The following is a 21,041-nucleotide window of genomic DNA, read 5'->3' as shown; positions in this document are numbered from 1 at the left end:
CCGCCGTCAGCGGGCACGCTAACATTCTAGTCGCAATACCATACGATCCCTAATGCCGGCCCGCCGCGCCGGCAGCGCCGCCGGGTTCCGGCACACAATGCGGCCGCCGTGGAAGCGCAAACGCCGACGGCGGGGAACCCGGTCAGGTCCCCCGCCGTCGGCGGATGCGGTACGCGGATGCGGAAGCCGTTAGGCGACTTCCGGCGGCAACTCCAGCCGGGAACCGGGAATGGCTGCCAGCAGGGCCTGGGTGTAGGCCTGCTGCGGAGCATCGAACACCTCGTCGGTGGTGCCGGTCTCCACCAGCTTGCCCTTCTCCATCACGCAGACGAAGTCCGCGATCTGCCGGACCACCGCCAGGTCATGGGTAATGAACAGGTAGCTCAGGCCCAGTTCCGACTGCAGGTCCGCCAGCAGGTTCAGGATCTGTGCCTGCACCAGCACGTCCAGCGCGGATACTGCTTCGTCACAGATGACGACTTCGGGATCCAGTGCCAGTGCCCGTGCAATAGCCACGCGCTGGCGCTGGCCGCCGGAGAGCTCATTGGGGTAGCGGCGCATCACCGAGGACGGCAGTGCCACCTGGTCAAGGAGCTCGCGCACCTTGGCTTCCCGGCTCTTGGGCGTGCCGATCTTATGCACCCGAAGGGGTTCTTCGATGGTGCGGAAGATGTTGTACATCGGGTCCAGGGAACCGTACGGATCCTGGAAGATCGGCTGTACCCGGCGCCGGAACTCAAACAGGCGCTTGCTGTTCAGCGTGGTCATATCGACCCCGTTGAACAGGATGGATCCGCTGGTGGGCGTCTCCAGGTTCAGTACCATGCGTGCCACCGTGGACTTGCCCGAACCGGACTCCCCGACGACGGCGGTGGTGGTGCCGCGCTTGATGTTGAAGGAAACGTTGTCCACCGCGGTGAAGTCGGTGGACTTGCCGAGCCCGTTGCGGAGCTTGAAGACCTTGCTCAGGTCCTTTACCTCGATGACGTTGTCCGCGGCCTTCAGCTTGGCGCCGTCTTCGGAGGTGAGCAGGTCCGTGCTTTCGAGTCCCAGGCTCTTGGCGGAGTCGATGCGCTTGGAGGCCAGCGACGGCGCCGATTCCACGAGCTTGCGGGTGTAGGGGTGGCGCGGGTTGGTGAGGATTTCCAGGGCCGGCCCGGATTCCACCACGCGTCCCTTGTACATCACCACGACCTTCTGGGCGCGTTCAGCGGCGAGCCCGAGGTCGTGCGTGATCAGCAGCACCGCGGTGCCTAGCTCGTCGGTCAGGGTGCCCAGGTGGTCCAGGATCTGCCGCTGGACAGTGACGTCCAGGGCCGACGTCGGCTCATCCGCGATCAGCAGGCGCGGCCGGCAGGACAGGCCGATGGCGATCAGCGCACGCTGGCGCATACCGCCGGAGAACTCGTGCGGGAACTGCTTGGCACGGCGTTCCGCGTCCGGCAGGCCCGCCTGTTCCAGCACCTTGGTGATGTCCGCCGGGGAATGCGGCAGCCCGTTGGCGCGCAGCGTTTCCTTGACCTGGAATCCGATTTTCCACACCGGGTTCAGGTTGGACATCGGGTCCTGGGGAACCATGCCGATGGAATTACCGCGCAGTTCCTGGATCCGCTTGGCGCTGGCGTGGGAAATGTCCTCCCCGTCGAAGAGGATCTGTCCGCCGCTCACGCGCCCGTTGCCGGCCAGCAGGCCGATCGCTGCCAGCGCAGTGGTCGACTTGCCGGATCCCGATTCGCCCACAATGGCCACGGTTTCGCCGGGCATGATCGTGAGGTGTGCGTCCTTGACCGCTTCCACCTCGCCGTTCGCCGTGGCGAAGCTGATGGCGAGGTCGCGGATTTCGAGCAGCGGCTGGGCAGCCGCTGTTTCAGTGTGAATGGTCATCGTTTGCGCGCCTTCGGATCAAGAGCATCACGGACCGCGTCGCCGAGCATGATGAAGCTCAGCACGGTAATGGACAGGGCGCCTGCGGGCCAGAGCAGTGTTGACGGGTTGGTCCGCAGGGATGTCTGCGCGTCGGAGATGTCGTTACCCCAGGACATGACGCTCGGCGGCAGCCCGATGCCCAGGAAGGACAGCGTGGCTTCCGCAACAATGAACGTTCCCAGCGAAATGGTGGCGATGACGATGACCGGAGCCATGGCGTTGGGCAGCACGTGCTTGATGAGGGCCTTGGACTTGGACAGGCCCAGCGAACGCGAGGCAACCACGAAGTCCGAATTCCGTACGGAGATCACCGCACCGCGGGTAATGCGGGCCACCTGCGGCCAGCCAAAGACCAGGAGCGTAAACACCACTGTCAGGACTGTGCGGTTCTCACGGAAGGCCGGCAGCTGCATGATGATGATGGCGCCGAGGATGAGCGGAAGGGCGAAGAAGATATCGCCCAGGCGCGCGAGGACCGCGTCCAGCCAGCCGCCGTAGTAGCCGGCCAGGGCACCCAGGACGCCGCCGATGACGACGACGGCCAGGGTGGTCAGCAGTCCGACCAGGACCGAGGCGCGGGTTCCGTAGATTAGCCGGGCGTAGACGTCGCAGCCCTGAAAGGTAAAGCCGAGCGGATGGCCCGACGTCGGTCCGCCGTTGGAATCCGACAACGTGCAGCCTTCATCCGGAGACACGTTGGTGAACAGGCCGGGGAACGCTGCCACGGTGAGGATCAGCACGATGAGCAGTGCCGAGATAATGAACAGCGGCTGCCTGCGCAGGTTGCGCCAGGCCTCGCCCCAGAGGCTCAGCGGCTGGACGTCTTCCTTGACGCTGTCGGTCGCGGCCAGAGGGGTTTCCTCCAGCGGAGCGACGTAGTGCTCGATGTTTCTGATGTCTTTATTCATAACGGATCCTCGGATCAAGCCAGGCGTACAAGAGGTCTACGAGCAGGTTGGCCACTACGTAGACAAGGACAAGGACACTCACGATCGATACGATCGTGGCTCCCTCTCCCCTGACGATTGACTGGTAAAGCCGCTGCCCCACGCCGGGGACGTTGAAGATGCCTTCGGTGACAATCGCGCCGCCCATCAGGGCGCCGAGGTCGGCTCCGAGGAACGTCACCACGGGAATCAGCGAGTTGCGCAGGATGTGCACGGTGACCACCCGGGGACGGGACAGGCCCTTGGCCGTGGCGGTACGGACATAGTCGGCGTTCATGTTCTCGATCACCGAGGTGCGCGTCAGCCGCAGCACGTACGCGAAAGAGGCCAGGCCGAGGACGATTGCCGGCAGGATCAGGTCCGTCCAGCCGGCATCGCCGCCCACGGTGGGGGCTGTCCATTGGAGCTTCACGCCCACGATGAACTGGAGCAGGAAGCCCAGGACGAAGACGGGGATGGCAATGACCACCAGGGATACAACCAGGACGGTGCTGTCGAAGGCTTTGCCCTTCTTCAGACCGGCGATGAGGCCGAACACGATGCCGAACACGGCCTCGAAGAGCAAGGCGAGGATCGCAAGCCGGATGGTCACCGGGAAGGCCTGCGCCAGGACGGCCGAAACTTCCCGCCCGGAGAAGTCGACGCCGAGGTCGAAGGTGACGAGGTTCTTCAGGTACAGCAGGTACTGCACCAGGAAAGGCTGGTCCAGGTTGTACTGGGCACGCAGCTGCGCGGCGACTGCCTCATTGACGGGCTTGTCACCGAAGAGCGCTGCAATGGGGTCTCCGGGAAGGGAGAACACCAGGAAGTAGACAAGGAAAGTGGCCCCGAAGAACACGGGGATCATTTGAAGGAAGCGTCGAAGGACGTAGCCGGCCATTAGGAGTGGCCTCCCGGCAGCTGTGGGGGATTTAGGGCTCGCATTTTTGATATGCCTGTTCTTGGTAGAACCCGAAACAAGCCGGGGCCCGGCCTTGTGGCCGGGCCCTGGATTGGTCGGTCTAGATACTGCTTACTTGGCCGTTACGTTGTAGTACACGGGAACGCCGTTCCAGCCGGTTTCGACATTGTCCACCTGGGTGCTCCAGCCGGACTGCGCCACCTGGTACCACAGCGGGACAACGGGAAGATCCTGGAGCAGGATTTCCTGTGCCTGGTTGAACTTATCGATACCTTCCTCGGGCGAGGAGGCACCAAGGCCTTCGCTCAGGAGGGTGTCGAACTCTTCGTTGGAGTATCCGCCGTCGTTGGAGCCGCCGCCGGTGCCGTAGTTCGGGCCGAGGAAGTTGGCCAGCGACGGGTAGTCAGCCTGCCAGCCGGAGCGGATGGCACCGGTCAGGGTCTTGGCGGTTGCGTCTGCACGCAGTTCCTTGAACGTTGCGTAGGAACGTCCCTGCGCTTCGATGCCGAGGTTGTTCTTCAGGCCGTTGGCAACTGCGTCCACCCATTCCTGGTGGCCGCCGTCGGCGTTGTAGCCAATCTCGAAGGCCTTGTCGGCGGGCCACGGGGAGAGCTTTTCGGCTTCTTCCCACAGTTCCTTGGCCTTCTCGGGGTTGAACTCGAGCACCTCGTTGCCTTCGATGCTGTCGCTGTAGCCCTCGATGACCGGCGCGGTGAATTCGGTGGCCGGTTCACGGGAGCCGGAGAAGATCACCGAGGTGATTTCTTCCCGGTCGATGCTCATGGAGATCGCCTGGCGGCGGAGCTCGCCAGCCTCACCGGAGAACTCGGGCAGGTAGCCCGGGATGGTGATGGTCTGGTTGCCCGCGTACGCCTTTTCGGAGTAGCGGCCTTCGCCCAGGTCCGTCTTGAACGTCTTCAGCGCGCTGGGCGGCATGGTGTCCAGGATGTCCAGGTTGTCTGCCTGCAGGTCCGAGTAGGCAGCGTCGAAGGAGTTGTAGAACGTGAAGGTCACTCCACCGTTCTGCGGTACGCGCGTGCCGGTGTAATCCGGGTTCGCGACCAGATCGATCTTGACCTCATGCTCCCAGGCATCCTCGCCGTCGAGCATGTACGGGCCGTTACCGATCGGGTTCTCGCCGAACGCTGCCGGGTCCTCAAGGGCCTCGGCGGGAAGCGGGAAGAAGGCCGTGTAGCCGAGACGCTGCGGGAAGTCGGATTCCGGCTGGCTGAGCTTGACGGTGAACGTGTTGTCATCCACAACGGCCAGGCCGCTCATGGTCTCGACGGTTGCGCCTTCGGCACTAACCTCGTCGTAGCCTTCGATGCTCTCGAAGAAGTACGAGTTGAGCTGGGCGTTCTTGGCGGCTGCGCCAAAGTTCCAGGCATCAACGAAGGACTTGGCCGTGACGGCCTCGCCGTTGGTGAACTTCTGGTCAGCCTTCACCTTGATGGTGTAGGTCTGGGAATCTTCGGTCTCGATGGACTCGGCGAGTTCGTTGACCGTGCCGCCGTCGACGTCATAGCTGACGAGGCCCTCGAAGATCAGGTCCATGATGCGTCCGCCGCCAACTTCGTTGGTGTTGACCGGCATCAGCGGGTTCTGCGGTTCGGTGCCGTTGGCGGTGATGATCGCGGTGCTGTTGTCCGCGTTCTCACCTGAACCTTCGGCCGACTCGTCGGATCCTCCGCCGCAGGCGCTCAGCGCAAGAACGGCTACGGCCGCTACGCTCAGCATTTTGGAAGTGCGTGTGACGCGCATTCCGCCTCCTAGTTCTGTTTCGATGCCGGTGCTCACCCCGGCGCTGCGGCTCTGCCAAATGGTGAACCGACTCACAAAGCCAACAGCATAAGCCCACTTTGTTGCCCCCAGGTAACAATCACCGGAAGCACGCAGCTTCGGCGGTTCCGGCATGCTGCCGGGCAGGCTCAAAAGCCGCTTCTCACGTGCGTTTACAGCCCATGAAGCCACCGGGTAACAATTTGGTAACCCGGCCGCGTAATACATGCGATCGCATGTCACATTGAGGGGTTGTATGGGATGGATGCTCCTCCCCCGCGCGCCAGGGCTCCGTGAGCGCGACGCCGAGAAGCCGCCCGAAGAAGGGCAGGAGACTGGCCGGTGTTGCCGTTCCCGTGCCGAAGCAAAAGGCCGGCCCCTCGACGCGGTGCGGGCGGCCTGCGCTGCTGGTACCCGGGGCCCGGGCCCCTATTCTGCTAGAATCGTTGACGGCCTTTGGCCACCCCGGCATCGATGACACGACACGCGAGGTCCATACAAGAACCTTCTGACACGGCACGGTCGATAGCCTCCACACCGCCGACTGTCAGGAGATTCCATGGCGCCCCCTCAAAATTCCCGTCCCGATGTCAAGGGACGTGCAGGTGGAATGATCGCGGTCGCGGCAGCCGCCGCGTTCCTTGCCACGTTCAACGAAACGTTTCTCAACGTAGCCTTCACGCCGATCATGCAGGACTTCGGCGTCAATGTGGGTACCGTGCAGTGGCTCACCACCGGTTACCTGCTCGTCGCAGCAGTCTTCGTGCCTGTCGCGAACGTGCTGTACCACCGGTTCCCCACCCGGCCGCTGTTCGTCGCCGTCGTCGCGCTCATGACGCTGGGTTCAGTGGTGGGAGCCCTCGCCCCTAGCTTCGAAGTACTGCTTATCGCCCGTTTGCTGCAGGCCATCGGAACCGGCCTGCTCACCCCCATCGGCATGAACATCACCCTTGCCGTCTCTCCGCGGGAAAAGCTGGGGCTCAATATGGGCATCATGGCGGCAATGACCACGCTGGGCCCGTCACTGGCGATCGTCCTGTCCGGCGTCATTCTGACCGTTGCTCCCTGGACCACCCTGATGTGGGTCTTCGGTGCCCTCACCCTCGCCGTGCTGCTTGCCGGCGCGGTCATCCTGCGGAACGTTGCTGAACTGGGCCGTCCGGTTCTCGACATCCTGTCGTTCATTCTCGTAGCTGTCGGGCTGGTCGGTATCCTCTATGGCGTCTCTAGCGCGTTCGAGGGATCGGCCCTTTACGCAGGTATCGCCGGCGTCGTCGGACTGTTGGCAATGTGGCTGTTCGTCGTCCGCCAGCGCCGTATCGAGCACCCCCTGCTCGATCTGCGGCCGTTCTCCAACGCACCTTTCGTGTTCGGTGTGCTGATGACGATGCTGGGCCTGGTCTTCGTGTTCGCCATGAACGTCACCATCCCGCTGTTCCTCCAGGGCGCGCTCGACATGCCGCCGCTGGGTGCTTCGCTCACCCTCGCGCCCGGCATCCTGCTGACCGTGGGGATGGGGCCGATCGCCGGCCGCCTGTTCGACCGGCACGGCGGACGCTGGTCCATCCCGCTCGGGTTCCTCGTTATGGCCGTCTTCGTCACGCTCGTCGGCGTTGCCGCCGGACATTCCTCGGTCTGGATCTTCGGGCTGCTCTACGTTCCGGCAGTGCTCGCTACGGCCTTCGTCGTCGGGCCTGCACAGACGTTCGCGCTGTCCAACCTCGACCGTGAGACCAGCCCGCACGGCGTTACGGTGGTCTCCACCAGCTTCCAGATCGCCGGCTGCGTGGGCACTTCGCTCGCCACCGGTATCTACGGCGCCGTCATTGCGGCGAACGCCGGTGCCGGGCGCGGCGAAACCGATTCGCTGCTTGCGGGCTTCCACGGTTCCGTTGCCCTGGTGGTTGTCACCTCGATTATCGGCATTCTGCTCGCTTTCCTGGCCTACCGTTCGGTACGCTCGCGCCGCCCCGCTGAAAGCGTCCAGCTTCCGGCGGACAGTGTCCAAGCAATCATGAAGTCCGACGTGTATGCCCTGTCCTCGGACTCCACGGTGCTGGACGCCCTCCGGACCTTCGCTGAGCGCGGCATCTCGGGCGCACCGGTCCTCAACGCCGACGGCACGCTGGCGGGCTTCCTGTCCGACGGCGACGTCCTGCGCTATCTGTCTGCCACCCATCCGTCCTCGACGTCGATCTATTCCTATGCCATCGGGGCTGGGGACGACCTGGACCAGGCCATGTCCGATCTCGCGAACCTAAACGTCATGCGGCTCGCAACGCACGACGTCGTCACTCTCGACGCCGGCGCATCGATCAGTGACGCAGTGGCGGCGTTGTCGGACGCACGCCTGAAGAAGGTACCGGTGGTCGCTGGCAACGATTCCCGTCCCGTCGGCATCGTCAGCCGGTCCGCAATCAACCGCCTGGCGATCGCGACCTACCTGCGCTCCCGCGGTGAAGCCCTGCAGTCTGAAGGCAGCACGGTGTAATCCGCCGAATAGGCACGAAAGTTGTTAGTAGAAGCAGGCCGGGCCCGTTGGGTACGGCCTGCTTTTATTTCCCCCGGTGGACCTCAGTCAGCCCGCCGGTATTGTACGGAGATTGCACCGTTGCGCATCGGTTCCGCCGAGACGAGTTCGAGGCGGCGCGTGCTGTCGAGAAGACCCTGGTACAGAGTCGGGCCGTGGCCGGTGATCCTAGGGTGGACGAGGAACCTGTACTCGTCGATCAGGTCCAGCCGGTCCAGCCCTGCCGCCAGTTTCCCGCTGCCGACGAGCACCCCGTCCGGGGTCCGGTCCTTGAGCTCCTGCACCGCGGTGCGCAGGTCCCCTTCGATGCGGTGGCTGTTGTTCCACGGGAAGTCGCTGCGTGTCGCTGACACGACGTACTTGGGTTTTGCCTCCAGCGTGAGCGCCCACCCCCGCAGCGCCTCAGGCGCTTCGACCTCGCCTCGGGCAACCGCCGGCCAGGCGCTCTCCATCATCTCGTACGTGGTCCGCCCCCAGAGCATGGCGCCGGCCTCGTCCAGAAGGGCGGTGAAGTAGGCGTGCGTCTCGTCGTCGGCAATACCCTCCTGGTGGTCGATGCAGCCGTCCAGGGTGACGTTGATGCTGAAAGTCAGAAGGCCCATACGGCGATTCTCCGATTCGGCGGGGCCTGTCTGCAATGGGTTTGACCGTCTGGAGCCTGGAGCATCGCGATGTCGGCATGAATGAAGGACCGACGGCGCCGCGATGTGCCGGGGCAGGCTGGGATTGCTTCGTGGAGTTAGTGCGGGGGCTCTTCCTGAAGGACGAGGCCTTCGTCTCCCGGGAGGACTTTGCCCTGATCGCGCTCGGCACTGTCCTCCTCATTCAACGTAAACGCGTCGCCCGGCGAGCAGGGGGCAGTAGCCCCGATACTGTACGACTGTTCAGGTGCATCAGTATCGAATTCAGCCCGGAGGACGGGACCACCCTCGCCAAACACGACCGGGTCTTTTGTCGGGTTTATGGTGCGTACGGTCATGCCAAGGGACTCCCAATACTCGGCGACGCGCTGGGCGTCCTCAACATGGTCCGTTCCTTGAGGGGCCCAGCGGTCGTAGCTGTAACTGGCGGTGGCGTCCCCCCGTCCATGGCCGCTTTCGGGGGTGCACTCCTGCGCCCACGCTGACCCGTTGCGGGGCCACCACCCGGTGACGTCGAGCTGTTCGGCGGTAGTGAACACGAGTTCCACCACCCGGTCCCGCCCTTCCCTGGCACTGATTGTCGTAGTGGGATCCTTCTCGGCGCACGCGGTTAGTGTCGTTCCCACTAGGAGCACAGCAGCCGCGGCCGTGAACATCCTCATATGTGTCCTAAAGGCGGGCACTGTTCATTCCTTCCAGTAAGGCCTTCTGCAGCTCAGCTGGCCCCAACGGGGCATACTCGGTGCTCTTCTCCGGTAGTCCCATGATCGCCCAGGCTGTGTCTTTGAGGGATTCTGTTCTCTTGTCCAAGTATCCGGCCTGCCCAACGCACTTCTGGACCAAGGAGTTCTGCCCGGATAGGTCAGCGTAAACCTATCGACCCCGGTTACAAGAAATGCCGCCCTCAGCGTTTCCGGCGAGGGCGGCATTCTGATTGTTTCAGGCGATAAACCTAGACATTAAACCTAAACTCAACCACGTCGCCGTCGGCCATGACGTAGTCCTTGCCTTCGATCCGGACCTTGCCGCGGGACTTGGCCTCAGCCATGGACCCGGCCTCCACGAGGTCGTCGAAGGAGACCACTTCGGCCTTGATGAAGCCACGCTGGAAATCGGAGTGGATGACGCCGGCAGCCTGCGGCGCGGTGTCGCCCTGCTTGATGGTCCAGGCGCGGGTTTCCTTCGGGCCGGCCGTCAAGTAGGTCTGCAGGCCCAGGGTGTGGAAGCCGACACGGGCCAGCTGGTCCAGGCCGGATTCTTCCTGGCCGTTCATTTCCAGCATCTCGCGGGCTTCTTCTTCGTCCAGCTCCACCAGGTCGGCTTCGAGCTTGGCGTCCAGGAAGATGCAGTCGGCAGGAGCCACGAGTTCGCGCAGCTCGGCCTGGCGCTCCGGGTTGCCCAGGACGGCGTCGTCCACGTTGAACACGTAGATGAACGGCTTGGCGGTGAGCAGGCTCAGCTCGCGCAGGTGCTCCATGTCCAGCTTGTCCTTCTCCACCGAGGAGAAGATCGTATCGCCGCGCTCCAGCACAGCCTGCGCGGCCTGCATGGCAGCCAGCTGCGCGGCGTCGCGCTTCTTGATCTTGACTTCCTTCTCCACCCGCGGAATCGCCTTTTCCAGCGTCTGCAGGTCGGCCAGGATCAGCTCGGTGTTGATGGTCTCCATGTCCGAACGCGGATCGACCTTGCCGTCCACGTGGATGACGTCGGGGTCATCGAACACGCGGATAACCTGGGCAATGGCCTCGGCCTCACGGATGTTGGCCAGGAACTGGTTGCCCAGGCCTTCACCCTCGGAGGCGCCCTTGACGATCCCGGCGATGTCCACGAAGGACACCGTGGCCGGAAGGATGCGCGCCGAACCGTGGATTTCAGCCAGCTTGGCCAGCCGCGGGTCCGGAAGGGACACGACGCCGACATTCGGTTCGATGGTGGCGAACGGATAGTTCGCCGCCAGCACGTTGTTGCGGGTCAGCGCATTGAAAAGGGTTGATTTGCCGACGTTGGGCAGTCCGACGATGCCAATAGTAAGAGCCACGTTAGTAAATGATACCGGGCGCTAGGACTCGTCGGCACGGCGGCGGCCGCCCAGGCCGCGGGAAGAGTCCCCCATGGCCTTCAGCGTCGCGCGGATCTCCTTGGGCAGCGAGAAGATGATGTCTTCTTCGGCGGTCACTACCTCTTCGACGTCGCCGTAGCCGTACTGGGACAGCAGGTTCAGCACGTCCTGGACCAGGTTTTCCGGGACGGAGGCGCCGGAGGTCACTCCAACGGTGGCCACGCCCTCGAACCAGCTCTCGTCCACCTCGTTGGCGAAGTCCACGCGGTAGGACGCCTTGGCACCGTATTCCAGCGCCACCTCCACCAGCCGGACGGAGTTCGAGGAGTTCGCCGAACCGACCACGAGCACCAGGTCCGCTTCGGGGGCGATCTTCTTGATGGCGGCCTGGCGGTTGGACGTGGCATAGCAAATGTCGTCGCTGGGCGGATCCTGCAGGGTGGGGAAACGTTCGCGCAGCAGGTTCACGGTGTGCATGGCTTCATCCACGCTGAGCGTGGTCTGGGACAGCCAGATGACCTTGTCCGGATCCCTTACGGTGACCTTGTCCACGTCTTCGGGGCCGTTGACAATCTGCATGTGCTCCGGCGCCTCGCCGTAGGTGCCCTCGACCTCTTCGTGGCCCTCGTGCCCGATCAGCAGGATGTCGAAATCGTCGCGGGCAAACCGGACGGCCTCGCGGTGCACCTTGGTGACCAGCGGGCAGGTGGCGTCAATGGTCTGCAGGTTCCGGTCCTTCGCGGACTGGACGACGGCGGGGGAAACGCCGTGCGCGGAGAAGATCAGTCGGGCGCCCTCGGGCACCTCATCGGTCTCGTCCACGAAGATGGCACCCTTTTCCTCCAGCGTGGAGACCACGTGGAGGTTATGGACAATCTGCTTGCGGACGTAGACCGGCGGACCGTAGGCTTCCAGCGCCTTTTCGACGGCGATGACCGCCCGGTCCACTCCGGCGCAGTAGCCGCGCGGTGCCGCGAGCAGTACGCGCCGCGGACCGAAAACGGGAGCGGCAGCCGCCACGTCCTCAGGAGTGCGGCGCCGCCGGGGCACGGTGGGCATAGGCACGGAGATAACTGTGCTGGTCATGTCCCTATGCTATCGGGTGGGTCCTGCGATCCCGTCCCCGCGGGCTATGGGTACGCTCACAGCAGAGCTACCGCCGGTTGCCCCTCGCACTGCGTGCCACCAGTCCGGCCACCAGCACCGCGGCCCCGACGAGCATCAGGCCGATGGTCCACGCCTGCAGGCAATCAGCGGCCCGTGACGTGAAGGCGTCGGCGAAGCCGAAAGCCACCGGGGTATCCGTCAGACGGGCGGATACCAGGTTCGGGAGCATTCCGGCCGTCAGCCACAGCACTGCTCCCACCAGCGCCGCACCAAGGCCCATCAGCGCCAGGGTGGCGGACCGGCGTCGAGCGGTGAACAGGGCAAGGATGCCGGCCGCCGCGGCTGCGAGCGCAGCCACCGGCCACGACTCTCCGGCCCGTTCCACGTTCCGGATCAGCTCCGCATGTCCCGTCCCGCCGATTCCCACGGCAACCTGCCCGGGCGCCGGCACGGATACTCCCAGTTCGTTCCCCACTGTGTCGGTGACCAGCGCCACCAGCGGCGCGACGTCCAGCGTCACCGCCGAGCCGGCCTCCCCTTCGGCGTTGCCGAAGGTGAGCGCGTGCGAGCGGTGCAGTGTCTCGTTCCAGGCCTGCGGATACTCCGGCAGGGCCTGGACGCGTTCCACGGCCGAGGCGATCACGGGCTCCACAAATCCGTCCAGCGGTGCCGGTACCTCGACCGACTCAGCAACCTGCGCGGACAGGGACACGGCCACGTCGCGCTGGAAGGCTTCGTCCCGGGCCAGCGGTTCGCCCAGGGCGGCAAAGCCGCTTTCCGACACCACGTTCGCGTTCAGCCACGCCCCGCAGAATGCTGCAGCGGTAAGCAGGACGGCCAGCAGGCCAAAGACGGCTGAGGTGATTGTGCGCATGGAAAGTTCCTAGTTTCGTCGGGTTCTGCCTGCCGCTGGAGGGCCGGAGAGCCGGACCGGGGGAAGCACCTGATAGACATTAAGCTCAAGGCCGGTTCCTCCACCGGACCGGAAGCCAGTGCCAATCCACCGCGGGAGCATTCAGATGCAAGACGACAGCGGACCGTTGAGTCCCGAGAATACCCCGGAGCAGACCACCCTGCCCGCCACTGCCGCGCAGACGTCGCCGGAGAACCCGTGGCCCCTTGCCCTGCTTTCGAAGAACCTCAAGAGCTACATTGACCGTGCCCCGGCCACCTGGGTGGAGGGCCAGGTGATCGAGCTGAACCGCCGCGCCAACGCCTCCTACATCACCCTGCGCGACGTCGATGCCGAAGTCTCGCTCTCCCTGACGGCGTGGAGCACGGTCATGAACCGGCTGGAACTTCCGCTGGAACGCGGCGCCCGGGTGGTGGCGCTGGTGAAACCGGATTTCTGGGTCAAGACGGGGCGCCTGTCCATGCAGACCCGCGACATCCGGCCGGTGGGGCTGGGTGACCTGCTTGCCCGGATTGAACGGCTCCGGCATGCCCTGGCCGCTGAAGGCCTCTTCCGCGAGGACCGCAAGCTCCCGCTCCCGCTGCTGCCGGGCAGGATCGGACTGATTACCGGCCGGAACTCCGACGCCATGAAGGACGTGATGCGCAACGCCGCGCTCCGCTGGCCCGCCGTTGAGTTCGAAGTCCGCGAAGTGGCGGTCCAGGGCGTCAACGCGGTTGCCGAAGTGACCCGGGCCCTAGCGGAACTGGACGCCATGCCCGAAGTGGACGTGATCATCATTGCCCGCGGCGGCGGATCGCTGGAAGACCTGCTGGCCTTCAGCCACGAGGACCTGGTCCGTGCGGTCTCGGCCGCCGCAACACCGGTGGTCAGCGCCATCGGCCACGAAGCGGACCGCCCCCTGCTCGACGACGTGGCCGACCTGCGTGCCTCCACCCCCACGGATGCCGCGAAGCGCGTGGTGCCCGATGTCGGTGAGGAACTGGCGCGGATCCGGCAGTCACGTGCCCAGCTGCGGCGCATCCTCGCCACGGTGCTGGGCCGGGAAACGGACCGGCTGAACCATGTCCGGTCACGGCCGGCCCTGGCCGCCCCGCTGTCCATGGTGGAACGGCGCGAGGAAGAGATCTCCCGGCTCCGCTCACGCGCCATGTCCGCTGTGCGGGCCGAGCTCCGCCGCGACGCCGACCGGATCGGGCACCTGCGCGCCCAGGTCCGTGCGCTCTCGCCGCAGAACACCCTGGACCGAGGCTACGCCGTCGTCCAGCTCGAGGACGGCTCCGTGGTGCGCGACGCCGGCACCGTGCCCGCTGCTGCACAGCTGCGGATCCGCGTCGCCGTCGGCGAACTCACCGCCGTCGAAGGCACCCGGTAGCCCGGCCCGCTTCCCCTACCCCGACGATTACCCCAGACCGTAAGGACAAGAACATGAGTGAAACACCCGCAGTACCGGCAGTACCCGCCGACATCGAAGCCATGAGCTACGAGCAGGCCCGCGACGAGCTCCTGGCCGTGGTCGGCCGGCTCGAAACCGGGGGCGCCAGCCTGGAGGAATCCCTGGCCCTCTGGGAGCGCGGCGAGCACCTGAGCAACCGCTGTGAATCCTGGCTCGAAGGTGCCCGCCGGCGCCTGGACGCTGCCCGCGGGCAGGCCGCGGGCGAGTAGTGCCCCCTACGGCTTGTAGCTGGCCAGGAACTCGCCAAGCCGGGTCATGGCGTCCTCGATGTCCTCCACATTGGGCAGGGTCACCATCCGGAAGTGGTCCGGGCGCACCCAGTTGAACGCCGTCCCCACCGACACCAGGATCTTTTGCTGCTTGAGCAGGTCCATGGCGAACTGTTCGTCGTCCTTGATCGGATACACGTCCGGGTCCAGGCGCGGGAACAGGTAGAGGGCGCCCTGTGCCAGTTCACACGTGACTCCGGGAATGTCGTTGAGCATCTGGTGCGCCTTGTCGCGCTGCGCCCGCAGCCGCCCGCCGGGCAGGATCAGGTCATTGATGCTCTGGTAGCCGCCGAGCGCGGTCTGGATGGCGTGCTGCGCGGGAACGTTCGCGCACAAGCGCATGTTGGCCAGCAGGTTGATGCCCTCGATGTAGTCCGCTGCCTCGCGCTTGGGGCCGGAGATGGCCATCCAGCCGCTGCGGTAGCCAGCTATCCGGTAGGCCTTGGACAGGCCGCTGAAGGTCAGGCAGAGCACGTCGTCGCCGGTCACCGCGGCGGAGTTCACGTGCACGGCGTCGTCATAGAGGATCTTCTCGTAGATTTCGTCCGAAAAGATGATCAGGCCGTGTTTGCGCGCCAGGTCCACGATCGACTTCACCACGTGCTCGGGGTACACCGCGCCGGTCGGGTTGTTCGGGTTGATCAGGACAATGCCCTTGGTGCGGTCGGTGATCTTCGAGGCAAGGTCCTCCACGTCCGGCCACCAGTGCTCGGATTCGTCGCAGAGGTAGTGCACTGCAGTGCCGCCGGCCAGGGACACCGAAGCGGTCCACAGCGGGTAGTCGGGGGCGGGGACGAGGATTTCGTCCCCGTTGTTCAGCAGCGCCTGCATGGACAGGGTAATCAGTTCGCTGACCCCGTTGCCCAGGTACACGTCGTCGACGTCGATGTTGTTGATGCCCCGGCCCTGGTAGTACTGCACCACCGCGGTGCGGGCGGAGAAGATACCGCGGGAATCGCTGTAGCCCTGGGCCTTGGGCAGGTGCCGCATCATGTCGACCAGGATGGCTTCGGGCGCTTCAAAGCCGAACGGGGCGGGATTGCCGATATTCAGCTTCAGGATCCGGTGGCCTGCTGCTTCCATCCGCTGCGCGTGTTCGAGCAACGGTCCACGAATGTCATACAGGACGTTGTGGAGTTTGTGCGACTGCTTGAATTCTGCCATTTTCTTAGGATGCCACAGGCGGCGTCCGGAACAGCGCATGTTTCGCTCCCCCGGACACCGCCTGCAGCACTGCGGCAAGGTCAGGCCAGGCCCTTTTCCTCCAGCCAGTCCTGCGCCGCTTCAGCCGGGTCGAGCTTCTGGTCGCCGCTGACGGCCTGGTTCAGGGCAATGAGGTCCTCAGTGGTCAGCTGGGCGGACACCTCGTCCAGCACGTCCCGGGCCTCAGTGTCCACGCGGTCTTCGGCGATCAGCGGGATGACCTGCTGGGCCGGCCAGTTCTGCTTCGGGTCCTCCAGGACCACAAGCCCGTTTTCCTCGATGGCGGGGCTGGTGGTGTAAATGTCGGCCACCTGGACGTCGTCGTTCAGCAGGGCGTCAACGGTCAGCGGGCCGCCGCTGTCACCGATCGCCGTGAATTCCTGGAACGTGCAGCCGTACTTCTCCTGCAGGCCCGGCACGCCCTGGGTCCGCTCGGCGAATTCCGCCGGTGCTCCGAGGGTCAGTTCCCCGCAGACCTCCGCCAGGTCCTCGATGCTTTCGAGCTGGTACTTTTCCGCAGTGGCGGCCGTGACCACCATGGCGTCCTTGTCCTCGGCCTCGGAGGGCTCGAGGACCACCAGGTTTTCGGGCAGGTTTTCGCTGAGGGAATCCACGATCTCGCCGGCGTCCACCAGGTCGGTTTCCGGATCCACGTAGACCAGGAGCGCTCCGGTGTACTCGGGAATCACGTCGATGGAGCCGTCTTCGAGTGCGGGAACGTAGACCTCGCGGGAGCCGATGCCCAGCCGGGTCTCCGCCTCGATGCCGGCCGCATTGAGGGCACCGGCATAGATCTCGGCAATGGTGCTGCTCTCCGGGAAATCGGCCGATCCCACAACCAGCGCCTGTGAGGTGCTGCTGCCGGAAGCTTCAGGGGTGGCTTCATTCTCCAGCGGATCCCCACCTCCGCTGCAGCCGGCCAGGGCTAGGGCCATTCCACCGGCCAGGGCCGCCAGGGCCCTCCGCCGTGCATTGGGGCGCGGGTGCTGCATCATTGTTTTCCTCCTTGTGCGCCGGCAGCGGGTACTCCGCCGCCGGTCGATTTACCGGCCGCGCCGAGGCGGCCAAGTCCTGACGGAATCAGAAAGCGTGATCCCAACGCAATCACGGCATCCACGGCGAGCGCCAGCAGCGCAATGATCACTGCTCCGCCAAAGACCCGCCCGTAGTCCCCCACCGCCAGCCCGTCGATCAGGTAGCGGCCCAGCCCGCCGAGGTTGATCGTGGCCACGACGGCCGCCGTCGCCACCACCTGCAGGGCGGCGCCGCGCAGCCCGCCCAGGAGGACCCGCATGCCGTTGGGCACCTCCACCCGGAACAGTATCTGCGGCTCGTTCATGCCCAGGCTGCGGGCCGCGTCCACCACGCTGCGGTCCACCGACGCCACTCCCGCGTACGTGCCGGCCAGCAGCGGCGGAACGGCCAACAGGACCAGCGACCAGATGGGCGGCATCAGCCCCAGCCCGGCCAGGAGGACAAACAGGGTGAGCATGCCCAGGGTGGGCAGTGCCCGCAGCAGCCCGGAGACCGCCACCACCGCCACCTGGCCGCGGCCGGTGTGCCCGATGAACAGGCCCAGCGGCACGGCAATGACGGCAGCGATCAGCAGGGCGAGCCCGGTGTACTGCAGGTGCTCCAGGGTCCGGACCGGGATGCCCGCCGGTCCGCTCCAGTTGGCGGGGTCCATCAACCATTCGCGTCCCTGGCCGAGGGCGTTGGTGCTGGTGTAGTCGGTGCGCGGAATACCCACCATGCCTACGCCCCCTTCAGTGCGACGTCGGGGGCGGCTGCCACCGGAGCAGGCCGGACGGCCGGTGCCGGGCCTCCGCCGTCCGTGCCGCCGCTGCGCTTGGCGCTGCCCCGCGCAGCCCGGCCGGACTCGCCCGCGCGGGTCCAGGGCGTGAGCAGCCGCTGGACCAGGACCAGCAGCAGGTCCATGAGGAAGGCCAGGACCAGGGTGGCGATGATTCCGACCACGATCTCGGTCAGGAAATAGCGGCGCAGCCCGTCGCTGAAGAAGAACCCCAGGTTCTCCACCCCGATCAGGGCGCCGACGCTGACCATGGAGATGTTGCTGACCGAGACCACCCGCAGCCCGGCGATGAGGACCGGAACGGACAGCGGCAGGTCCACCGTGAGGAACCGGCGCAGCGGCCGGTAGCCCATGGCCACGGCGGCCTGCCGGACGCCGTCGTCCACGGAATCGAAGGCGTCGATGCCCACCCGGAGCATCAGGGCCACGGCATAGATGGTCAGGGCCACAATGATGTTCGCGAGGTCCAGGATGCGGGTCCCGAGAATGGCGGGCAGGGTGACGAACAGGGCCAGCGAGGGAATGGTGTACAGCAGGGAGCCGGCGGACAGCACGAAGCCGCGGATTTTCCGGCGGCCGCGCACCAGCTGCGCCAGCGGAAGGGCGATCAGGACACCGATGACCAGGGGCAGCACCGACTGGTAGAGGTGCAGCCCGCTGAGGCGGAGGACATCATCGGTGTGCGCAAGGAACCATTCCATGTCAGCTCCCGGCCCGCTGCAGGCGTGCGGCTTCGATCAGCGCCAGGATCTCCCCCGGCTTGACGACGCCGGTCACCCGGCCGGCGTCGTCCACGGCCACTCCCAGCCCCGCCGGAGAGGAGAGTGCCGCGTCAAGGGCCCGGCGCAGGCTCGTCCCTTCGGGATAGAGGGACCCGCCGGGGACCAGGTCCGCGGTGCCGGTGATGGAGTCCCTGCGCTCCGCCGGCACCCAGCCCAGCGGTGCGCCGTCGGAATCCACGCACAGGGCCCAGCCGCCGTCGACGGTTGCGGAGGGGTCCGGCAGCCGGTCGGCCGCGATGAGCTGCACCGGATGCAGGGGCACCGCGGTGCCGTCCTGGAAGGACAGGTGCCGGAAGCCGCGGTCACGCCCCACAAATCCGGCCACGAAGTCATCAACCGGTGCCCGGAGGATCTCCTCGGGAGCCGCGTACTGGGCGAGCCGTCCGCCGGTGGCGAAGACGGCCACCTTGTCCCCGAGAATGGTTGCTTCGTCTATGTCGTGGGTGACGAACACGATGGTCTTGGACAGTTCCTGCTGCAGGCGCAGCAGCTCTTCCTGCAGCTCGGCCCGCACCACGGGATCCACGGCGCTGAAGGGTTCGTCCATCAGCAGCACCGGCGGGTCCGCGGCCAGGGCACGCGCAACACCCACGCGCTGCTGCTGGCCGCCGGAAAGCTGGGCCGGATATCTGTCCCCCAGGGCGGATGCCAGCCCGACGACGTCGAGCAGCTCCGCGGCCCGGCGCCGTGCCTCACGCCGCGGGGTGCCGTTCAGGCGCGGGACCGTTGCCACGTTGTCCAGGACGGTGCGGTGCGGCAGCAGGCCGGAGGACTGCATGACGTAGCCCATGGAACGCCGCAGCTCCGCGGCCTTGACGGTGGAGATGTCCCGGCCGTCGACTTCGATGCTGCCCAGCGTCGGTTCCACCATCCGGTTGATCATCCGCAGTGAGGTGGTTTTTCCGCACCCGGAGGGACCAACGAAGACGGTGATGGAGCCGCGCGCGATGTCCAGGTCCAGGTTCCGGACCGCGGGCGCTGCATCACCGTAGGTCTTGGTCACTGCCCGGAACCGGATCATCGGTTGTCCTGCAGGGGCACCGGAGAGGGCGTCGGGCGAAGCGGTTTCTGGCGGCGGAGTCATTGGTGCATGCCTTCCGTGGGGGGGGGTGCCGGGGTGCCGGGCAGCTCGTGACGTGCCGTGAAGCCTCACGGTATTTCACACGTGCAACGCTAGTCCAGCGTCCCGGAGGTCCGGAATGGATAGGAACAGGACGCGGTGGTGTCTCAGGGTACCCGGTGTCCGTGCTGCGCAGCCGGGAGATCCGGGGATTGGCCGGCGTCGGATCCGTTCCCCGCTCCGGGAAGGCTGCCGGCACCGGATGCGAGCAGGCGCAGCCCCGTATCCACCAGCTCGGTCCGGTCCAGTGCCGGAACCTCGTCCAGGGGTACCCAGGCGGCCTCATCGGTGCTGCCGCCCTGCTCGTTGCGCAGGGCGCCGCCGGTAAGCGTGGCCCGGTAAATGATGCGCAGGGCATGCAGCATCCGGGGTTCGCCCCGCATGCGCTTCTGCGGGGGAATGAAAATGCTGTCCACTCCCAGCAGCTCCTCGAGCCGGGCGTCGTAGCCGGTCTCCTCCAGCACTTCGCGCAGGGCGGCGGCAGGAGCGTCCTCGCCCCGTTCCAATCCGCCGCCGGGCAGCGTCCAGCGGGAGTTGCCATGTTGGTTCCAGTGCGCCAGGACCAGCTTCCCCTCGCGGACAATTACTGCATACGCCCCGACCCGGACGTCGAAGTCAGCGGCCATTGCCGCCGCCGATCGGTTCGCTGCCCGGTGAGGCGGAAACCGGTGCCCCGGCGCCGAGCAGATAGGCAACCCCGTACACGGGATCGGCGGTCAGGAAACGGATATCCCTCAGCCCTGCCGCGGAGAGGCTCTCCCGCAGCAGGTCCTGCAGCTGGGGCTGGTGCATGCCCAGTCCCCCGCCTATCACCACGGGTCCCGTGACCCGGAGCAGTCCCGCCACGTCCAGGATGAGTCCGGCCAGGTGACCGGCTGCCTCGGCCACGATAGCTGCGGCGGACTGGTTCCCGTGCTCCGCCGCGGCAAAGACCAGCCCGGCCTTGGCCGCCCAGTACCGGCGGTCGGGGCGGCCGTGGAACAGGCCGATCAGCGACTCGGGGGCAGCCGCGCCGCACTCGTGCAGGAGGGCCTGGCCAAGCGCATCCGGTTCCAGTTCCAGGTTGCTGCGGCGGAGCGTGTGGCGGACGGCTTCGCGCCCGATCCAGTACGCGCTGCCTTCGTCACCGAGCAGGTAGCCCCAGCCGCCCGAGCGGGCCTGCCGGCCGGAACCGTCGATGCCCCAGGCCACGGACCCCGTGCCGGCAATGACGGCGATGCCTTCCGAGGCCTGGCCGGCCGCGAGGATGAGGCGGGTGTCGTGGACGACGTCGACGACGGCGCCGGGTACCTGTTCGGCGATCAGGCCGCGCAGTGCGTCCTCGTCCTGCGCTGTGTCCACTCCCCCGGAGCCGGCGATCACCCGGCCGACGCCGTCGGTTCCCAGCGCCGCGAAAACTGCCGCGAGCGATTCGCGTGCCGCCGCAACCGGGACGTTCTGTACGTTGGCGCTCCCGGCAATGAACTCGGCCGCGGCGGTGCCGCGGTGCAGCCGGATGCCGTGGGTCTTGGTTCCGCCGATGTCGAGGCCGATGGTGTCCGGACCGGCGGTACCGGGAGGCGATGCATGCATGTGTCCACCCTACGTTCCGGCAG

Annotated in this window: 19 protein-coding genes; 3 read left to right on the top strand and 16 right to left on the bottom strand. The window is 66.0% G+C overall.

Translation table 11 applies throughout. From position 1 onward, the window contains the following. Positions 1-189 precede the first annotated feature (189 nt). From AC5RT8_RS13015 to AC5RT8_RS13000, 4 genes are all read right to left on the bottom strand, one after another. A complete protein-coding gene (locus AC5RT8_RS13015; RefSeq protein ID WP_494096121.1) occupies positions 190-1,884 on the bottom strand; it encodes an ABC transporter ATP-binding protein in 1,695 nt (564 codons plus the stop codon). Further along, positions 1,881-2,834 (bottom strand): ABC transporter permease, encoded by a 954-nt coding sequence (locus tag AC5RT8_RS13010; protein ID WP_494096120.1) that lies wholly within the window; start codon positions 2,832-2,834, stop codon positions 1,881-1,883. The genes AC5RT8_RS13015 and AC5RT8_RS13010 overlap by 4 nt, the downstream gene beginning before the upstream one ends. Continuing rightward, positions 2,827-3,753, bottom strand: a complete 927-nt coding sequence (locus AC5RT8_RS13005; protein WP_494096119.1) for an ABC transporter permease — start codon at positions 3,751-3,753, stop codon at positions 2,827-2,829. The genes AC5RT8_RS13010 and AC5RT8_RS13005 overlap by 8 nt, the downstream gene beginning before the upstream one ends. A gap of 132 nt (positions 3,754-3,885) precedes the next feature. After that, positions 3,886-5,535 (bottom strand): peptide ABC transporter substrate-binding protein, encoded by a 1,650-nt coding sequence (locus AC5RT8_RS13000; RefSeq protein ID WP_494096118.1) that lies wholly within the window; start codon positions 5,533-5,535, stop codon positions 3,886-3,888. Between the two features lie 577 nt (positions 5,536-6,112). Between AC5RT8_RS13000 and AC5RT8_RS12995 the strand changes: the two genes are divergently transcribed. After that, entirely contained in the window at positions 6,113-8,044 is a 1,932-nt protein-coding gene (locus tag AC5RT8_RS12995) for an MFS transporter (RefSeq protein ID WP_494096117.1), read from the top strand. Positions 8,045-8,127: 83 nt separating this feature from the next. On the opposite strand, the gene AC5RT8_RS12990 is transcribed toward AC5RT8_RS12995, so the two are convergent. The 5 genes from AC5RT8_RS12990 to AC5RT8_RS12970 form a co-directional block, all read right to left on the bottom strand. After that, positions 8,128-8,685: a dihydrofolate reductase family protein gene (locus AC5RT8_RS12990; protein ID WP_494096116.1), complete on the bottom strand. Its 558-nt coding sequence runs from the start codon at positions 8,683-8,685 to the stop codon at positions 8,128-8,130. A gap of 137 nt (positions 8,686-8,822) precedes the next feature. After that, positions 8,823-9,350, bottom strand: a complete 528-nt coding sequence (locus AC5RT8_RS12985) for a hypothetical protein (RefSeq protein WP_494096115.1) — start codon at positions 9,348-9,350, stop codon at positions 8,823-8,825. 326 nt (positions 9,351-9,676) lie between these two features. Next, entirely contained in the window at positions 9,677-10,762 is a 1,086-nt protein-coding gene (gene ychF, locus AC5RT8_RS12980; protein WP_494096114.1) for a redox-regulated ATPase YchF, read from the bottom strand. A gap of 21 nt (positions 10,763-10,783) precedes the next feature. Continuing rightward, positions 10,784-11,869 (bottom strand): 4-hydroxy-3-methylbut-2-enyl diphosphate reductase, encoded by a 1,086-nt coding sequence (locus AC5RT8_RS12975; protein WP_494096113.1) that lies wholly within the window; start codon positions 11,867-11,869, stop codon positions 10,784-10,786. Between the two features lie 67 nt (positions 11,870-11,936). Then, positions 11,937-12,764: a hypothetical protein gene (locus tag AC5RT8_RS12970; RefSeq protein ID WP_494096112.1), complete on the bottom strand. Its 828-nt coding sequence runs from the start codon at positions 12,762-12,764 to the stop codon at positions 11,937-11,939. A gap of 145 nt (positions 12,765-12,909) precedes the next feature. On the opposite strand from AC5RT8_RS12970, the gene xseA reads away from it, so the two are divergent. Beyond that, complete coding sequence (xseA, locus tag AC5RT8_RS12965; RefSeq protein ID WP_494096111.1) at positions 12,910-14,178, top strand: exodeoxyribonuclease VII large subunit; 1,269 nt, start codon at positions 12,910-12,912, stop codon at positions 14,176-14,178. 53 nt (positions 14,179-14,231) lie between these two features. Beyond that, positions 14,232-14,468 carry an exodeoxyribonuclease VII small subunit gene (locus tag AC5RT8_RS12960; RefSeq protein ID WP_494096110.1) on the top strand — a complete coding sequence of 79 codons (237 nt, stop codon included), beginning with the start codon at positions 14,232-14,234 and terminating at the stop codon, positions 14,466-14,468. 6 nt (positions 14,469-14,474) lie between these two features. Here the strand turns inward: AC5RT8_RS12960 and AC5RT8_RS12955 are convergent, their stop codons facing one another. From AC5RT8_RS12955 to AC5RT8_RS12925, 7 genes are all read right to left on the bottom strand, one after another. Continuing rightward, positions 14,475-15,692, bottom strand: a complete 1,218-nt coding sequence (locus AC5RT8_RS12955) for a pyridoxal phosphate-dependent aminotransferase (RefSeq protein ID WP_494096109.1) — start codon at positions 15,690-15,692, stop codon at positions 14,475-14,477. An 80-nt stretch (positions 15,693-15,772) separates the two neighbouring features. Then, entirely contained in the window at positions 15,773-16,723 is a 951-nt protein-coding gene (locus tag AC5RT8_RS12950; RefSeq protein ID WP_494096414.1) for an ABC transporter substrate-binding protein, read from the bottom strand. Beyond that, complete coding sequence (locus tag AC5RT8_RS12945) at positions 16,723-17,484, bottom strand: ABC transporter permease (protein WP_494096108.1); 762 nt, start codon at positions 17,482-17,484, stop codon at positions 16,723-16,725. Before AC5RT8_RS12945 ends, AC5RT8_RS12950 begins: the two co-directional genes overlap by 1 nt. A 2-nt stretch (positions 17,485-17,486) precedes the next feature. After that, positions 17,487-18,245: an ABC transporter permease gene (locus AC5RT8_RS12940; RefSeq protein WP_494096107.1), complete on the bottom strand. Its 759-nt coding sequence runs from the start codon at positions 18,243-18,245 to the stop codon at positions 17,487-17,489. Position 18,246: 1 nt separating this feature from the next. Further along, complete coding sequence (locus AC5RT8_RS12935) at positions 18,247-19,347, bottom strand: ABC transporter ATP-binding protein (protein WP_494096413.1); 1,101 nt, start codon at positions 19,345-19,347, stop codon at positions 18,247-18,249. A 206-nt stretch (positions 19,348-19,553) separates the two neighbouring features. After that, on the bottom strand, positions 19,554-20,072 hold the full coding sequence (locus tag AC5RT8_RS12930; RefSeq protein WP_494096106.1) for an NUDIX hydrolase: 519 nt from the start codon (positions 20,070-20,072) through the stop codon (positions 19,554-19,556). Then, entirely contained in the window at positions 20,062-21,018 is a 957-nt protein-coding gene (locus AC5RT8_RS12925) for an N-acetylglucosamine kinase (protein WP_494096105.1), read from the bottom strand. Before AC5RT8_RS12925 ends, AC5RT8_RS12930 begins: the two co-directional genes overlap by 11 nt. Positions 21,019-21,041: the final 23 nt, after the last annotated feature.

It is taken from the genome of Arthrobacter sp. Ms25, from assembly GCF_059090365.1.
The sequence above is the reverse complement of the archived record's forward strand: the minus strand, read 5'-3'. Positions and strand labels throughout refer to the sequence as shown.

Excerpts from the sequence above, each read along its gene's own strand:
- AC5RT8_RS13015 (WP_494096121.1), bottom strand. The coding sequence starts at position 1,884 with ATGACCATTCACACTGAAACAGCGGCTGCCCAGCCGCTGCTCGAAATC.
- AC5RT8_RS13010 (WP_494096120.1), bottom strand. The coding sequence starts at position 2,834 with ATGAATAAAGACATCAGAAACATCGAGCACTACGTCGCTCCGCTGGAG.
- AC5RT8_RS13005 (WP_494096119.1), bottom strand. The coding sequence starts at position 3,753 with ATGGCCGGCTACGTCCTTCGACGCTTCCTTCAAATGATCCCCGTGTTC.
- AC5RT8_RS13000 (WP_494096118.1), bottom strand. The coding sequence starts at position 5,535 with ATGCGCGTCACACGCACTTCCAAAATGCTGAGCGTAGCGGCCGTAGCC.
- AC5RT8_RS12995 (WP_494096117.1), top strand. The coding sequence starts at position 6,113 with ATGGCGCCCCCTCAAAATTCCCGTCCCGATGTCAAGGGACGTGCAGGT.
- AC5RT8_RS12990 (WP_494096116.1), bottom strand. The coding sequence starts at position 8,685 with ATGGGCCTTCTGACTTTCAGCATCAACGTCACCCTGGACGGCTGCATC.
- AC5RT8_RS12975 (WP_494096113.1), bottom strand. The coding sequence starts at position 11,869 with ATGACCAGCACAGTTATCTCCGTGCCTATGCCCACCGTGCCCCGGCGG.
- AC5RT8_RS12970 (WP_494096112.1), bottom strand. The coding sequence starts at position 12,764 with ATGCGCACAATCACCTCAGCCGTCTTTGGCCTGCTGGCCGTCCTGCTT.
- xseA (WP_494096111.1), top strand. The coding sequence starts at position 12,910 with ATGCAAGACGACAGCGGACCGTTGAGTCCCGAGAATACCCCGGAGCAG.
- AC5RT8_RS12960 (WP_494096110.1), top strand. The coding sequence starts at position 14,232 with ATGAGTGAAACACCCGCAGTACCGGCAGTACCCGCCGACATCGAAGCC.
- AC5RT8_RS12955 (WP_494096109.1), bottom strand. The coding sequence starts at position 15,692 with ATGGCAGAATTCAAGCAGTCGCACAAACTCCACAACGTCCTGTATGAC.
- AC5RT8_RS12950 (WP_494096414.1), bottom strand. The coding sequence starts at position 16,723 with ATGCAGCACCCGCGCCCCAATGCACGGCGGAGGGCCCTGGCGGCCCTG.
- AC5RT8_RS12945 (WP_494096108.1), bottom strand. The coding sequence starts at position 17,484 with ATGGTGGGTATTCCGCGCACCGACTACACCAGCACCAACGCCCTCGGC.
- AC5RT8_RS12940 (WP_494096107.1), bottom strand. The coding sequence starts at position 18,245 with ATGGAATGGTTCCTTGCGCACACCGATGATGTCCTCCGCCTCAGCGGG.
- AC5RT8_RS12935 (WP_494096413.1), bottom strand. The coding sequence starts at position 19,347 with ATGATCCGGTTCCGGGCAGTGACCAAGACCTACGGTGATGCAGCGCCC.
- AC5RT8_RS12930 (WP_494096106.1), bottom strand. The coding sequence starts at position 20,072 with ATGGCCGCTGACTTCGACGTCCGGGTCGGGGCGTATGCAGTAATTGTC.
- AC5RT8_RS12925 (WP_494096105.1), bottom strand. The coding sequence starts at position 21,018 with ATGCATGCATCGCCTCCCGGTACCGCCGGTCCGGACACCATCGGCCTC.